Annotated in this window: 10 protein-coding genes; all 10 read left to right on the top strand. The window is 65.0% G+C overall.

What is annotated here, in order from left to right; translation table 11 throughout:
- Window positions 1-164: 164 nt before the first annotated feature.
- Window positions 165-446 (top strand): peptidylprolyl isomerase, encoded by a 282-nt coding sequence (locus AC1RL5_RS01390; protein ID WP_007924449.1) that lies wholly within the window; start codon window positions 165-167, stop codon window positions 444-446.
- A 152-nt stretch (window positions 447-598) separates the two neighbouring features.
- A complete protein-coding gene (locus AC1RL5_RS01385) occupies window positions 599-2,461 on the top strand; it encodes an extracellular solute-binding protein (protein WP_103407367.1) in 1,863 nt (620 codons plus the stop codon).
- Window positions 2,461-3,525, top strand: coding sequence for a microcin C ABC transporter permease YejB (locus AC1RL5_RS01380; protein WP_011061848.1), 1,065 nt, complete (start codon window positions 2,461-2,463; stop codon window positions 3,523-3,525). Before AC1RL5_RS01385 ends, AC1RL5_RS01380 begins: the two co-directional genes overlap by 1 nt.
- Window positions 3,525-4,547, top strand: a complete 1,023-nt coding sequence (locus AC1RL5_RS01375) for an ABC transporter permease (protein WP_041118786.1) — start codon at window positions 3,525-3,527, stop codon at window positions 4,545-4,547. Before AC1RL5_RS01380 ends, AC1RL5_RS01375 begins: the two co-directional genes overlap by 1 nt.
- 14 nt (window positions 4,548-4,561) lie before the next feature.
- Complete coding sequence (locus AC1RL5_RS01370) at window positions 4,562-6,136, top strand: ABC transporter ATP-binding protein (protein WP_093403872.1); 1,575 nt, start codon at window positions 4,562-4,564, stop codon at window positions 6,134-6,136.
- 234 nt (window positions 6,137-6,370) lie between these two features.
- Window positions 6,371-7,789 carry a sigma-54 interaction domain-containing protein gene (locus AC1RL5_RS01365; RefSeq protein WP_103407368.1) on the top strand — a complete coding sequence of 473 codons (1,419 nt, stop codon included), beginning with the start codon at window positions 6,371-6,373 and terminating at the stop codon, window positions 7,787-7,789.
- Between the two features lie 286 nt (window positions 7,790-8,075).
- On the top strand, window positions 8,076-9,467 hold the full coding sequence (locus tag AC1RL5_RS01360) for a GntP family permease (RefSeq protein ID WP_492589017.1): 1,392 nt from the start codon (window positions 8,076-8,078) through the stop codon (window positions 9,465-9,467).
- Between the two features lie 7 nt (window positions 9,468-9,474).
- Window positions 9,475-10,248 (top strand): 3-hydroxybutyrate dehydrogenase, encoded by a 774-nt coding sequence (gene hbdH, locus AC1RL5_RS01355; RefSeq protein ID WP_015636019.1) that lies wholly within the window; start codon window positions 9,475-9,477, stop codon window positions 10,246-10,248.
- 126 nt (window positions 10,249-10,374) lie between these two features.
- Window positions 10,375-12,330: an acetoacetate--CoA ligase gene (locus tag AC1RL5_RS01350; RefSeq protein ID WP_492589018.1), complete on the top strand. Its 1,956-nt coding sequence runs from the start codon at window positions 10,375-10,377 to the stop codon at window positions 12,328-12,330.
- Window positions 12,331-12,629: 299 nt separating this feature from the next.
- Window positions 12,630-15,170 carry a PAS domain-containing hybrid sensor histidine kinase/response regulator gene (locus AC1RL5_RS01345; protein WP_093403881.1) on the top strand — a complete coding sequence of 847 codons (2,541 nt, stop codon included), beginning with the start codon at window positions 12,630-12,632 and terminating at the stop codon, window positions 15,168-15,170.
- The last annotated feature ends 45 nt before the right edge of the window (window positions 15,171-15,215 follow it).

The following is a 15,215-nucleotide window of genomic DNA, read 5'->3' as shown; positions in this document are numbered from 1 at the left end:
GCAGCGTCTCCTCCAAGGACCTCTTCGCCGGCAAGCCGGCTCCTACAGGACCCTCACCACTCATCCCCCGCGGGCGCCAGGCGGCAATGCCTTGAAGGAACTTTGAGAAGAAATAGCCACCTGAATCCGGTAGGCTCTCAACTTTCTTGAAAGGAGCAACATCCATGGCCAAAGCCACTGCCCGTCACATCCTGGTTGCCAGCGAAGCCAAGTGCAACGAACTCAAAGCCGAAATCGAAGCCGGCGCCGACTTTGCCGAAGTCGCGAAAAAGAACTCCACCTGCCCTTCCAGCCGTGACGGCGGCAACCTGGGCTCCTTCGGCCCAGGCCAGATGGTCAAGGAATTCGACACCGTGGTGTTCAGCGCTCCGGTAAACGTGGTGCAAGGCCCGGTGAAAACCCAGTTCGGCTACCACCTGCTGGAAGTCACCAGCCGCCAGGACTGATCCCCAAGCGCCTGCGTCTGCTCAACGGCCCGCCTTTTGGTGGGCCGTTGCGCATGGGCGCCAGGTTCTGCCCAAAGCGGATGCGGCTGGCCAGTCACGCGCCGCTAGCGTACAAATCGTGGTCATCGATCACCCGGCTCCTAAGGCTGACAATGCGACTGCTTTCCTCCACCATGCTTTTCACTGCCCTGCTGTTGGGCGCCGCGGGTGCCCAAGCCGCACCGCAACACGCCATGACCGTCTATGGCGAACCGGCCAAGTACCCCCAGGGTTTCAGCCACTTCGACTACGTCAATCCCCAGGCCCCCAAAGGCGGGACGTTGCGCCGCTCGGCCATCGAAATCGGCCGTTTCGACCACGTACTGCCCTATATCGACAAGGGCATCGGTGTCTCCCAGCTCGACGGCCTGGTCTATTCGCCCCTGGCCCAGCGCTCCCTGGACGAGCCCTACACCGTCTACGGCCTGGTGGCCGAAAAGATGGAGCGTGCCGAAGACGGCCTGTGGCTGCGCTTCTACCTCAACCCCAAGGCGCGCTTTGCCGACAACACGCCGATCACCGCCGAAGACGTGCGCTACAGCTACGACCTGCTGATGACCCAGGGCAGCATGCGCTACCGCACCCAGTTCGACGACGTCAAAGGCGTCACCGTGGAATCACCACGAGTGGTGCGCTTCGACTTCAAGAACAACGAAAACCGCACCCTGCCCCTGGATATCGCGACCCTGCCGGTGTTCCCCGAACACTGGTGGAAGAGTCGCGACTTCGCCAATGGCGGCGGCTATGAAGCGCCCCTGGGCAGCGGCCCCTACCGCGTGGCCAAGGTCGACTCGGGCAACAGCATCACCTTCGCCCGCAACCCCGACTGGTGGGGCAAGGACCTGCCGGTGAGCCGCGGCCTGTACAACTTCGATCATTTCAGCGTCGAGTATTTCGGCGATATCGACGTCGCCCGCCAGGTGCTGCGCGGCGGCGCCTACGACTACAACCGCGAGTTTTCCGCCACCGGCTATTCCATCGGCTACGACAGCCCGGCGCTGAACGACGGCCGCCTGCAAAAGGCCCACCTGGCGCAATCGGCGCCGCAACCGGCCCAGGGCTATGTGTTCAACCTCGACCGGCCGGTGTTCCAGGACCGCCGGGTGCGCCAGGCCCTGGCCATGCTCTGGGATTTCGAATGGAGCAACCGGCAGATGATGCGCAACCTCTACATCCGCCAGCAGAGTTTCTTCTCCAACACCGCCCTGGCGGCCCGCAGCCTGCCGGATACCGAGGAACTGAAGATCCTCGAACCGCTGCGCGGGCAGATCCCCGACGAGGTCTTCACCCAGGTTTTCGAGGCGCCGAAAACCGACGGCAGCGGCGTGATCCGCGACAAGCAACTGCAAGCCCTGGCCCTGCTGGAACAGGCCGGCTGGAAGCCCGAGGGCGACAAGCTGGTGAACGCCCAGGGCGAGCCCCTGAGCTTCACCTTCCTGATCACCCAGGGCTCCATCGAACGCCTGCTGCTGCCCTACAAGCGCAACCTGGCGCAGATCGGCATCAGCCTGAACATTCGCCGCATCGACTCCGCCCAGTACGTCAACCGCCTGATGGCCCGGGACTACGACATGATCGTCACCGGCTACCCGGTGACCACCTCGCCGGGCATGGAGCTGTACAACTACTTCGGCTCCGCCGCGGCCAACGACCCCGGTTCCAACAACTACATGGTGCTCAAGAACCCGGCCGTGGACAGCCTGGTCAACGGCCTGGTGAAAGCCACCAGCCAGCCGGAGATGCTGCGCTACGCCCATGCCCTGGATCGGGTGCTGCAGTGGAACTACTACTGGATAGCCAACTACTACCCGCCCGGCACCTCCACGGTGTGGTGGAACCGCTTCGGCATCCCCAAGGTGCCGGCGAGCAACGATGAAGCCATCGAAAGCTGGTGGGAAGTCAGCAGCAGCGCACTGACCGACGAACAAATGGCCGCCGAGCTGATCCGCCGTGGCAAACCCGGAGGGCGCCACTGATGCTGGCCTACATTCTGCGGCGCCTGCTGCTGATCATCCCGACCCTATTGATCATCCTCCTGGTGAACTTCGTCATCGTCCAGGCCGCCCCCGGCGGCCCGGTGGAACAGGCCATCGCTCGCTTGCAGGGCATCGGTGGCGGCGCCGCTGTCGGCGGCTCCGCCGATGCCATGAGCAGCAGCGGCTCCCGGGCCAGCCGCGGCCTGGACCCCAAGCTGATCCAGGACATCGAGAAACAGTACGGCTTCGACAAGCCGGCCCATGAACGCCTGTGGCTGATGCTCAAGAACTACGCCCAGCTAGACTTCGGCAAGAGCTTCTTTCGCGGCGCCACGGTCACCGACCTGATCCTGGAAAAGATGCCGGTGACCATTTCCCTGGGGCTCTGGGCGACCCTGATCACCTACCTGGTGTCGATCCCCCTGGGAATCCGCAAGGCGGTGCACCACGGCAGCCATTTCGACATCTGGAGCAGCACCGCGATCATCATCGGCTACGCCATGCCGGCCTTCCTGTTCGCCATGTTCCTGATCGTGCTGTTCGCCGGCGGCACCTCGCTGAACTGGTTCCCGGTGCGCGGCCTGGTCTCGGACAACTTCGAGCAGTTGAGCACCCTGGGCAAGGTCGCCGACTACTTCTGGCACCTGGTACTGCCGGTCAGCTCCCTGGTGATCGGCGGCTTCGCCACCCTGACCATCCTCACCAAGAACTCCTTCCTCAACGAGATCACCCGCCAGTACGTGGTCACCGCCCGGGCCAAGGGCCTGAGCGAGCGCCGGGTGCTGTATGGACATGTGTTCCGCAACGCCATGCTGCTGGTGGTCTCGGGCATTCCCCAGGCCTTTATCAGCGTGTTCTTCGCTGGTTCCCTGCTGATCGAGGTGATCTTCTCCCTCGACGGCCTGGGGCGCATGAGCTATGAGGCCGCGGTGTCCAGGGACTACCCGGTGGTGTTCGGCTCGCTGTTCATCTTCACCCTGTTCGGCCTCTTGATAAAACTCATCGGCGACCTGTGCTACACCCTGGTCGACCCGCGCATCGACTTCGCCGCGAGGAACGCCTGATGCTCACGCTTTCTCCTCTGGCGCGCCGGCGCTTCGACCGTTTCAAGAAAAACCGCCGCGGCTGGTGGTCGCTGTGGCTGTTCATCGGCCTGTTCATCCTGACCCTGGGCGGCGAGCTGATCGCCAACGACAAGCCGCTGGTGGTCAGCTACCAGGGCTCGCTGTATTTCCCGGTGCTCAAGCGCTACACCGAGCAGGAATTCGGCGGCCAGTTGCCGTTCCAGGCCGACTACCGCAGCGACTACGTGCAGCAACTGATCCGCAAGGACGGTGGCTGGCTGCTGTTCCCGCCGGTGCCCTTCAGCGAAGACACCCCCAACTACGACCTGACCCAGCCGGCCCCCAGCCCGCCGAGCAAGGTCAACTGGCTGGGCACTGACGACCAGGCCCGGGATGTGCTGGCGCGGGTGATCTACGGCGCCCGGGTGTCAATCCTGTTCGCCCTGGCCCTGACCGCCATCAGCGCCCTGATCGGCATCGCCGCCGGCGCCCTGCAGGGCTACTACGGCGGCTGGGTCGACCTCCTGGGCCAGCGCTTGCTGGAGGTCTGGTCCGGGTTGCCGGTGCTCTACCTGCTGATCATCCTCTCGGGCTTTGTCGAGCCGAACTTCTGGTGGCTGCTGGGGATCATGGCGCTGTTTTCCTGGCTGGCCCTGGTGGACGTGGTGCGCGCCGAGTTCCTGCGCGGGCGCAACCTGGAGTACGTCAAGGCTGCCCGGGCCCTGGGCCTGAGCGACCGCAAGGTGATCCTGCGGCACATCCTGCCCAACGCCATGAACGCCACCCTGAGCTACCTGCCGTTCATTCTCACCGGGGCCATCTCGACCCTCACCGCCCTGGACTTCCTCGGCTTCGGCATGCCCGCCGGCAGCGCCTCCCTGGGCGAATTGATCGGCCAGGGCAAGCAGAACCTGCAGGCGCCGTGGCTCGGGCTGACGGCGTTTTTCACCCTGGCGCTGATCCTCTCGCTGCTGGTGTTCATCGGCGAGGCGTTGCGCGATGCCTTTGATCCTCGATCTTGAAGCGGACTGTAGAAATGACTGAAAACCTGATCGAAATCCGCCAGCTCAATGTCGCCTTCGGCGCGCAGACCGTGGTCCGCGACCTGAGCCTGGATATCCGCCCCGGCGAATGCCTGGCCCTGGTGGGGGAATCCGGCTCGGGCAAGTCGGTGACCGCCCATTCGATCCTGCAACTGCTGCCGCAGACCGGCTGCAGCGCCACCGGCAGCGTGCGCTATCGCGGCCAGGAACTGATCGGTGCCAGCCCGGCGACCCTGCAACAGCTGCGGGGCAACCGCATCGCCATGATCTTCCAGGAGCCCATGACCTCCCTCAACCCGCTGCACAGCGTGGAAAAACAGATCGGCGAAACCCTGCTGCTGCATCGCGGCCTGGGGGGCAAGGAGGCCCAGGCGCGGATCCTCGAACTGCTGGAGCTGGTGGGCATCCAGAAGCCCCGGGAACGGCTCAAGGCCTACCCGCATCAACTTTCCGGCGGCCAGCGCCAGCGGGTGATGATCGCCATGGCCCTGGCCTGCGAACCGGAACTGCTGATTGCCGACGAACCCACCACCGCCCTGGACGTGACCGTGCAGCGCAAGATCCTGCTGCTGCTCAAATCCCTGCAACAGCGCCTGGGCATGTCCCTGCTGCTGATCAGCCACGACCTCAACCTGGTGCGGCGCATCGCCCAGCGGGTGTGCGTGATGAAAGCCGGGGAAATCGTCGAGCAAGCCGACTGCGACACCCTGTTCAACGCGCCAAGGCATCCCTACAGCTGCGAACTGTTGCACGCCGAACCCGAAGGCGAGCCGCTGTGCCGCGACACCCGGGAAACCGTGTTGGAGGTGGACCACCTGCGCGTCGAATTCCAGATCGGCGGCGGCCTGTTCCGGCGCAAGGAGTACCTGCGGGCAGTGGACGGCATCAGCCTCAGCGTGCAGCAAGGCAAGACCCTGGGGATTGTCGGCGAGTCCGGTTCGGGCAAGTCCACCCTGGGCCAGGCGATCCTGCGGCTGCTGGACTCCGAAGGTGGCATCCGCTTCCAGGGCCAGGCCCTGGACGGCCTCAATCAGAAACAGCTACGGCCCTGGCGCAAACAGATGCAGGTGGTATTCCAGGACCCCTTCGGCAGCCTCAGCCCACGCATGTCGGTGGCGCAGATCATCAGCGAAGGCCTGGAAGTGCACAGCCAGTACGATGCCCGCCAGTGCGACGAACAGGTCATCCGCGCCCTGGAGGAAGTCGGCCTCGACCCCGACAGCCGCCACCGCTACCCCCACGAGTTCTCCGGCGGCCAGCGCCAGCGCATCGCCATCGCCCGGGCCCTAGTGCTGAAGCCGGCGCTGATTTTGCTGGACGAGCCCACCTCGGCCCTGGACCGCACCGTGCAGAAGCAAGTGGTGGCCCTGCTGCGTCAGCTGCAGGAAAAGTATGGCCTGACCTACCTGTTCATCAGCCATGACCTGGCGGTGGTGCGAGCCCTGGCCCACGACATGATCGTGATCAAGGACGGCCAGGTCGTGGAGCGCGGCGCCAGCCACGAGGTGTTCGAAAACCCCCAGCACCCCTACACCCGGGAACTGCTGGCCGCCGCCCATCCCGGCTGACCTGCCGTCGACGCCCCTTTCTCGCAGCCTCGCAAGGCTCGACAGCAGCCAGCTTCGCGACCTGGTGTAGCCGCTGCCGCAGGCTGCGAACGGCTCCGCAGGAGACGCCGCCCTTGAGACCGCCGAAGGTCCTGCGGCCCTTTGCGCAGCCTCGCTGGCGCTCGGCAGCGGCTACAGCGCAACAACCGGGGCAGACTGCGGCATAATCGCTGCGCCCATTTCCAGGATGCCGCCATGAACGACAGCGAAAGCCTCAAGGACTACCAGCGCGTGCGCCAACTGGCGATCCGCTCGCTGTTCGAGATCATCGAGCAATCCAGCGAAGGCACGGTGATCGTCGACCGCGACGCCAATATCGTCTGGATGAACGAGCGTTATGCCCGGCGCTTCGGCCTGGAATCCGCCGCCTTCGCCATCGGCAAGCCCTGTGAAAGCGTGATTCCCGGCAGCCTGTTGCGGGAGGTGGTGCGCACCGGCCGCCCCATCCTGCTGGACATGCAGGACACCCCCAAGGAACCCCTGGTGGTGATGCGCCTGCCGATCCACGACGACGCCGGCACGGTGATCGGCGCCATCGGTTTTGCCCTGTTCGACGAACTGCGCAGCCTGTCGCCGATGCTCAAGCGCTACCTGAGCATGCAGGAAGAACTGGCCTCTACCCGCTCCCTGCTGCGGGCCCGGCAGACCAAATACAACTTCGCTCACTTCATCGGCACCAGTGCCGCCAGCCTGGAGGTCAAGCGCCGCGCCCGACGCGGGGCCAGCGCCGAGTCGCCGATCCTGCTGCAAGGCGAAACCGGCACCGGCAAGGAACTGCTGGCCCAGGCCATCCACGCCGCCTCGCCACGGGCCCACAAGCCCTTTGTCAGCATCAACAGCGCGGCCATTCCCGAGGCCCTGCTGGAGGCGGAATTCTTTGGCACCGCCCCCGGCGCCTTTACCGGCGCCGACCGCAAGGGTCGCCCGGGCAAGTTGCAGATCGCCCAGGGCGGCAGCCTGTTCCTCGATGAAATCGGCGACATGCCGCTGCCCCTGCAAAGCAAGCTGCTGCGGGTGCTGCAGGAAAAAGAGTTCGAGCCGGTGGGTTCCAACGAGGTGATCCACAGCGATGTGCGAATCATCGCCGCCACCTCCACGGACCTTGAAGCGGCGATCAAGCGCGGCGAGTTTCGCGCCGACCTGTACTACCGGTTGAATGTGCTGCCGATCCAGGTGCCAGCCTTGCGCGAACGCCTGGACGACCTGCCGGCCCTGAGCGAAGGGATTCTCGAAGAACTGCGCAGCCAGCATGAACTGGACCGCGATGCCCTGGCCCTGCTGGCGCAACATGCCTGGCCGGGGAACATCCGCGAGTTGCGCAACGTCCTGGAACGAGCGGCGCTGCTCAGCGACGACCTGATACTCAACGCCTCGGATATTCGCGCGGCGATTGGCAGCTTCAGCCCGGTGCAGCGTAACGAAGCCCTGGTGCCGGGCGATTCGCCGAACCAGGAAACCTTCGCAGCGGCCCGAGAGCGTTTCGACCGGCAACTGATCGGCGCCACCCTGGCCCAATGTGCCGGCAAGGTGGACGAAGCGGCCCGGCGCCTGGGGCTGGGGCGCTCCACGCTATACAAGAAGATGGCGGCCCTGGGGATTGATGAGTCTCCATAAAGAGACATCAATCTCTATTTAGAGAATTTACCGGTGCACTGCGCGCTTTTCGCTGGCAAGCCAGCTTCTACGGCGCTCTGAACGATCTCTGTAGGAGCTGGCTTGCCAGCGAAGAGGCCGGTCAATCAAAAAAAATTCTCAAAACAGAGACAGTCAATGTCAATCCGCCCAAAGAAAAATAAAAATATCCATATATTTCAATGGCTTATGTAGATGGCACAGTTCTCGCTATAACGCTCTCCACACGCAACACCCGACAACAATAACAATCCTGGAGAGACACACCATGAGTGTGATCATTGCCTTGGCAGCCCTGGCGCTGCTGATGCTCGCTGCCTACCGTGGCTACAGCGTCATCCTCTTTGCCCCCATCGCCGCCCTCGGCGCGGTGCTGCTCACCGACCCGTCCGCCGTGGCGCCCGCCTTTACCGGGGTGTTCATGGAGAAGATGGTCGGCTTCATCAAGTTGTATTTCCCGGTGTTCCTGCTGGGCGCAGTGTTCGGCAAGCTGATCGAGCTGTCGGGCTTTTCCCGCTCCATCGTCGCGGCCGCGATCCGCCTGCTGGGCACCCGCCAGGCCATGCTGGTGATCGTGCTAGTCTGCGCGCTGCTGACCTACGGCGGGGTCTCGCTGTTCGTGGTGGTGTTCGCGGTCTACCCCTTTGCCGCCGAGATGTTCCGCCAGAGCAACATCCCCAAGCGCCTGATCCCGGCGACCATCGCCCTGGGGGCGTTTTCCTTCACCATGGACGCCCTGCCCGGCACCCCGCAGATCCAGAACATCATCCCCAGCACCTTCTTCAACACCACCGCCTGGGCCGCGCCGTGGCTGGGGGTGATCGGCACCATCTTCGTGTTCTGCGCCGGCATGCTGTTCCTCCAGCGCCAGCGCAACAAGGCGCAGAAGGCCGGAGAAGGCTACGGCACCGAGTTGCGCAACGAGCCGGAAACCGCCGAAGACCTGGAGCTGCCCAACCCCTGGCTGGCGCTGTCGCCGTTGCTGCTGGTGGGCATCATGAACCTGCTGTTCACCCACTGGATTCCCCAGTGGTACGGCAAGACCCACAGCCTTAGCCTGCCGGGCATGGCAACACCGGTGACCAGTGAAATCGCCAAGCTCACCGCCATCTGGGCGGTGCAGGCCGCCTTGCTGGTGGGCATCCTGATGGTGCTGGTATTCGGCTTCTCGGCCATTCGCAGCAAGCTCGCCGAAGGCAGCAAAAGCGCGGTCAGCGGCGCCCTGCTGGCGGCCATGAACACCGCCTCGGAATACGGCTTCGGTGCGGTGATCGCTTCCCTGCCAGGCTTCCTGGTGCTGGCCGACTGGCTCAAAAGCATCCCCAACCCGCTGGTCAACGAAGCCATTACCGTGACCCTGCTGGCGGGCATCACAGGTTCGGCCTCGGGCGGCATGAGCATCGCCCTGGCGGCCATGTCCGAAAGTTTCATCAGCGCCGCCCACGCTGCCAACATTCCCCTGGAAGTGCTGCACCGGGTGGCCGCCATGGCCAGCGGCGGCATGGACACCCTGCCCCACAACGGCGCGGTGATCACCCTGCTGGCGGTCACCGGGCTGACCCATCGCGAGGCCTACAAGGACATTTTCTGCATTACCCTGATCAAGACCCTGGCGGTCTTCGTCGTCATCGCCACTTTCTACGCCACCGGCATTGTGTGAGGTATTCATGACCACTCTTTCTGGCAAGACCGCCCTGGTCACCGGCTCCACCAGCGGCATCGGCCTGGGCATCGCCCTGGTGCTGGCCAAGGCCGGGGCCAAGCTGATTCTCAACGGCTTTGGCGATGCCTCGAAGGCGATCGCCGAGGTTGCACAATTCGGCGGCCAGGTCGGCCATCACCCGGCGGATGTCAGCGACCCTGCGCAGATCGCCGAGATGTTCGCCTACGCCGAACGGGAGTTCGGCGGCGTCGACATCCTGGTCAACAACGCCGGCATCCAGCATGTGGCGGCGGTGGAGGAGTTCCCCGTGGAGCGCTGGGATTCGATCATCGCCATCAACCTGTCGTCGGTGTTCCACAGCACCCGCCTGGGGCTGCCGGGGATGCGCGCCAAGGGCTGGGGGCGGATCGTCAACATCGCCTCGGTGCACGGCCAGGTGGGCTCGGTGGGCAAGGCCGCCTATGTGGCGGCCAAGCACGGGGTGATCGGCCTGACCAAGGTGGTAGGCCTGGAAACCGCCACCAGCAACGTCACCTGCAACGCCATCTGCCCGGGCTGGGTGCTGACCCCGCTGGTGCAGAAGCAGATCGATGATCGCGTCGCGGCCGGCACCGACCCGCAACAGGCCCAGCATGATCTGCTGGCGGAAAAGCAACCGTCCCTGGCGTTCGTCACCCCGTCGCAACTGGGGGAACTGGTGCTATTTTTGTGCAGCGAAGCCGGCGCCCAGGTGCGTGGTGCGGCGTGGAACATCGATGGCGGGTGGCTGGCGCAATGACGCGCGTCTCTGGCTGACGTCTTCGCCGGCAAGCCGGCTCCTACACGGCTGTGCTGGCCCGCGTAGGAGCTGGCTTGCCAGCGAACAGCCCCCCAAAAAAACAACAATAAGAACACGAGGCCTTGCATGTCCGACCTACTCTGGCAACCCAGCGCCGAGCGCATCGGCAAGACGCGGATGGATGCCTTTCGCCGCTTCGTCAATCAGCGCCACGGCCTGAATCTTCACGACTACCCCGCCCTGCACCAGTGGAGCATCGACCAGCGAGAAAGCTTCTGGCAGGCGATCGTCGACTTCTTCGAGGTCAGCTTCCACCAGCCTGCTGAATGCGTGCTGCGCGAAGGGCCGCAGATGCCCAGCGCGCAGTGGTTTCCCGGCGCCACCCTGAACTTCGCCGAGCACCTGCTCAAGCGTCGGGATGACAGCGTCGCGGTGGTGGCGATCAACGAAAACGGCCAGCGCGAACAATTGACCCACGCCGAACTGGCGGCCCAGGTCGCCGGCCTGCAACGCAGCCTGCGGGACGCTGGAGTCGGCCTCGGTGACCGGGTTGCCGCTTGCATGCCCAACACCTGGCAGACCCTGGTGGGCATGCTCGCCAGCACCAGCCTCGGGGCCGTGTGGTCCAGCTGCTCGCCGGATTTCGGCACCCAGGGGGTGGTCGACCGCTTCGGCCAGATCGAGCCCAAGGTGCTGATCACCTGCGCCGGCTACCGCTACGCCGGCAAGGACATCGACCAGACGGCCAAGGTCAACCAGATCCTCGAGCGCCTGCCGTCCCTGGAGCAGTTGCTGATCGTGCCCTACGCCCGCTCGCAGGCCCGGGCCGAGGACTACCGCACCCCGGCCAGCGTCAGCCTGTGGGACGACTTCTACCGCCCCGGCGGCGAGCCCGAATTCTTTCCGGTGTCCTTCGCCCATCCGCTGTACATCCTCTACTCCAGCGGTACTACCGGGGTGCCCAAGTGCATCGTCCACGGCACCGGCGGGGTGCTGCTGCAACACCTCAAGGAACACGGCCTGCACGCCGACCTGGGCCCCGGCGAGCGCCTGTTCTACTACACCACCTGCGGCTGGATGATGTGGAACTGGCTGGTCTCGGCCCTGGCCACCGGGGCCAGCCTGGTGCTCTACGATGGCTCGCCGTTCCATCCCGGCAACGAGCACCTGATGGACCTGATCGACCGCGAAGCCATCAGCGTCTTCGGCACCAGCCCCAAGTACCTGGCGGCTCTGGAAAAGGCCGGCAGCCGGCCGCGCCAGAGCCACCGCCTGGAGAGCCTGAAGACCCTGCTGTGCACCGGCTCGCCGCTGTCGCCGCAGAGCTACGACTACGTGTACCGCGAGATCAAGAGCGAGCTGTGCCTGGCCTCGATGTCCGGCGGCACCGATATCGTCGCCTGCTTCGTCGCCGGCAATCCGATACAACCGGTGCGCCGCGGCGAGATGCAAGGCAAGGGCCTGGGCATGGCCATCGAAGTGTGGAACGACCAGGGCCAGCCGGTGATCGGCGAGAAAGGCGAGCTGGTGTGCACCCGGCACTTCCCCAGCATTCCCGTGGGCCTGTGGCACGACCCGGACCAGAGCAAGCTCAAGGCCTCGTACTTCAGCCTGTTTCCCGGCGTTTGGGCCCAGGGCGACTACGCCGAACAACTGGCCGAGGGTGGCTGGCTGATCCATGGGCGTTCGGACGCCGTGCTCAACCCCGGCGGGGTGCGTATCGGCACCGCGGAAATCTACCGCCAGGTGGAAAAGCTGGAGCAGGTCCTGGAAAGCCTGGCCATCGGCCAGAGCTGGGAGCAGGACGTGCGGGTGGTGCTTTTCGTGCGCCTGCAAGACGGCGTGGAGCTCGATGAAGCCTTGCAGGAACACATTCGCCAGGTGATTCGCAGCAACACCACGCCGCGCCATGTGCCGGCGAAAATCCTCGCGGTCACGGACATTCCCCGCACCATCAGCGGCAAGATCGTCGAACTGGCAGTGCGCAACGTGGTGCACGGCCTGCCGGTGAAGAACACCGACGCCCTGGCCAACCCCGAGGCCCTGGAGCAGTTTCGCGACCGCGAGGAGTTGCGCCACTGACCCCGCCCTTTGCAGGAGCCGGCTTGCCGGCGAAGGCGTCGTCCAGGTCGGCGCGCTCGGCAATGGCCACTTCGCTGGCAAGCCGGCTCCTACGGGCTACCGCATCCCCAACGCATCACTCTGATAACCGTTCAGCCCCTCTAGACTGGTCATCTGCCGCAAAAGCGGGTGAAAATGTGCGCGCCGAAAACGCCTACAATCCATCCGTTTGAATATGCACCGCATGTCCATGCGACTTTTCGAGTGCGCGAGCCTGTGGCGTCGCCGCGTAATACCGCACCACCCAGGACACCTTCGACATGAATGGCCCCCACTCCGGCAGCGAAGCCGCCAACCTGATTGCCCGCCTGGACTGGTCGGCCACTCCCCTCGGAGAATCCGGCCACTGGCCCCAGAGCCTGCGCACCGCCGTGGACATCGTGATCCATTCGCCGATGCCGATGCTGCTGCTGTGGGGCGCCGAGCTGACGCAGATCTACAACGACGGCTTCGCCCTGCTGGCGGGCAACAAGCACCCCAGTGCCTTCGGCCACCCGGCGCACCTGACCTGGCCGGAACTGATGGACTTCACCGACCCGATCTACCGCGCCGTGCTCAACGGCCAGGTGCGCACCTTCAGCGAACAGCGCTTCAGCCTGCAACGCACCAACGGCAGCGAGTACGACCTGTGGCTGGACCTGACCTACAGCCCGATCCGCAACGAACGCGGCGACGTCGCCGGAATCCTGGTCACCGCCATCGAGACCAACGAACGCCGGCGCATCGCCCTGGAACTGCAGCAGCGCTCCGACGACAGCCTGCGCGCCCAGCACGAGACCGAAGAGCGCCTGCAACTGGCCCTGGCGGCCACCGACGCGGTGGGCACCTGGGATTGGGACATCGGCGAAGACCGCTTCATCGCCGACGCGCATTTCGCCCAGTTGCACAGCGTCGATCCGCAGCAGTCCCGGCAACTGCCGATCAGCGAATACCTCAAGGGCGTGCACCCGGAGGACCGCGGCATGGTGGCCCGGGGCATCAAGCACTGCATCACCCACGGCACCGAGTACGCCGAGGAGTACCGCCTGCAACTGGCCGACGGCCAACTGCGCTGGGTGTTCGCCCGAGGCCGCTGCTACAAGGACCACCATGGCCGGCCGACGCGTTTTCTCGGTGCGGCCCTGGACCTTACCGAACGCAAGCAGATGGAACAGGCGCTGCGCCAGAGCCAGACCGAGCTGCAACTGATCATAAATGCCATGCCCGTGCTGATCGGCTATGTCGACCACGAGGAACGCTTTCGCCTGAACAACAGCGCCTACCTGGACTGGTACGGCCTGACCCCGCAAGAGCTGTACGGCAAGAGCATCCGCGAAGTGGTCGGCGACGAGATCTACGCCACTCGCGCCGAGAACATCAAGGCCGCACTGGCCGGCAAGCCGTGCAGCTTCGAGGCCAACTCGCCGCACCGCGACGGCCGGCCGCGCCATGCCCTGATGAAGTACCTGCCGCGTTACGGCGCCGACGGCGCGATCAATGGTTTCTACATCTTTGTCATCGACGAAACCGAGCGCCGGCAGACCGAAGAAGCCCTGCGCAATCTCAACGAAACCCTGGAGGACCGGGTCAACCAGCGGACCGAGGCCCTGGCCACTGCCAACCAGCGCCTGCAGAACGAAATGTTCGAGCGCGAACGCGCCGAAGACGCCCTGCGCCATGCGCAGAAGATGGAAGCCGTGGGCCAGCTCACCGGCGGCATCGCCCACGACTTCAACAACATGCTCACCGGCATCATCGGCAGCCTGGACCTGATGCAGCGCTATATCGACAACGGCCGCGGCGCCGAGATCGGCCGCTTCACCGAAGCGGCCATGTCCTCGGCCAAACGCGCGGCGTCCCTGACCCACCGCCTGCTGGCGTTCTCCCGGCGCCAGTCCCTGGACCGCCAGCCCCTGGACCCCAACCAGCTGGTGCGCTCGCTGCAAGAGCTGTTCAACCACACCAAGGGCGAGCACATCGAGCTGCAGATGCAATTGGCGGACGGCGTGTGGCCGGTGAACACCGACGCCAGCCAGCTGGAAAATGCCCTGCTCAACCTGGTGATCAACGCCCGCGACGCCATGCCCGACGGCGGCAGGCTGCTGATCGAAACCGCCAACAGCTACCTCGACGGCAGCGACATCAGCACCCTGGAACCGGTCAAGGCCGGCGACTACGTGATGCTCGGCGTCAGCGACAACGGCGCCGGCATGAGCCCGCGGATCCTGGCCAAGGCCTTCGACCCGTTCTTCACCACCAAGCCCATCGGCCAGGGCACGGGCCTGGGGCTGTCGATGATCTACGGCTTCGCCCAGCAGTCCGGCGGCCACGTGACCATCAGCAGCGAACCGGACCAGGGCACCTGCGTGCGCCTGTACCTGCCAAGGCTGTTCGCCGCACCACTGAACAGCGCCGAACCCGCCACCCTCAACCAGGCGCCCCAGGCCATCGCCGGGGAAACCGTGGTGGTGGTGGAAGACGACCCGGCAGTGCGCATGCTGGTGCTCAATGTCCTCGCCGAACTGGGCTACCGCGCCTTCGAGGCCGAAGATGCGCGCAGTGCCCTGCCCTTGCTGGAATCGCCGATGCGCGTCGATCTGCTGGTGACCGATGTCGGCCTGCCGGGCATGAACGGCCGGCAACTGGCGGAGATCGCCCGCCAGCAGCGGCCCGGGCTCAAGGTGCTGTTCATGACCGGCTACGCGGAAAAGGCGGCCGAGCGCCAGGGCTTCCTGGAGCCGGGCATGGACCTGATGGCCAAGCCGTTTTCCATTGAGGAAATGGCCCAGAAGATTCGTCAGATGATCGGCCGCGCGTCCTGAATTCAGGCATAATCCGCGGCCGCCGATTTCCCGCTACAAGGTCAC

This window comes from Pseudomonas sp. GW822-FHT06D10 (assembly GCF_058799535.1).
The sequence above is the reverse complement of the archived record's forward strand: the minus strand, read 5'-3'. Positions and strand labels throughout refer to the sequence as shown.

Excerpts from the sequence above, each read along its gene's own strand:
- hbdH (WP_015636019.1), top strand. The coding sequence starts at position 9,475 with ATGACCACTCTTTCTGGCAAGACCGCCCTGGTCACCGGCTCCACCAGC.
- AC1RL5_RS01360 (WP_492589017.1), top strand. The coding sequence starts at position 8,076 with ATGAGTGTGATCATTGCCTTGGCAGCCCTGGCGCTGCTGATGCTCGCT.
- AC1RL5_RS01380 (WP_011061848.1), top strand. The coding sequence starts at position 2,461 with ATGCTGGCCTACATTCTGCGGCGCCTGCTGCTGATCATCCCGACCCTA.
- AC1RL5_RS01365 (WP_103407368.1), top strand. The coding sequence starts at position 6,371 with ATGAACGACAGCGAAAGCCTCAAGGACTACCAGCGCGTGCGCCAACTG.
- AC1RL5_RS01370 (WP_093403872.1), top strand. The coding sequence starts at position 4,562 with ATGACTGAAAACCTGATCGAAATCCGCCAGCTCAATGTCGCCTTCGGC.
- AC1RL5_RS01350 (WP_492589018.1), top strand. The coding sequence starts at position 10,375 with ATGTCCGACCTACTCTGGCAACCCAGCGCCGAGCGCATCGGCAAGACG.
- AC1RL5_RS01345 (WP_093403881.1), top strand. The coding sequence starts at position 12,630 with ATGAATGGCCCCCACTCCGGCAGCGAAGCCGCCAACCTGATTGCCCGC.
- AC1RL5_RS01390 (WP_007924449.1), top strand. The coding sequence starts at position 165 with ATGGCCAAAGCCACTGCCCGTCACATCCTGGTTGCCAGCGAAGCCAAG.
- AC1RL5_RS01375 (WP_041118786.1), top strand. The coding sequence starts at position 3,525 with ATGCTCACGCTTTCTCCTCTGGCGCGCCGGCGCTTCGACCGTTTCAAG.
- AC1RL5_RS01385 (WP_103407367.1), top strand. The coding sequence starts at position 599 with ATGCGACTGCTTTCCTCCACCATGCTTTTCACTGCCCTGCTGTTGGGC.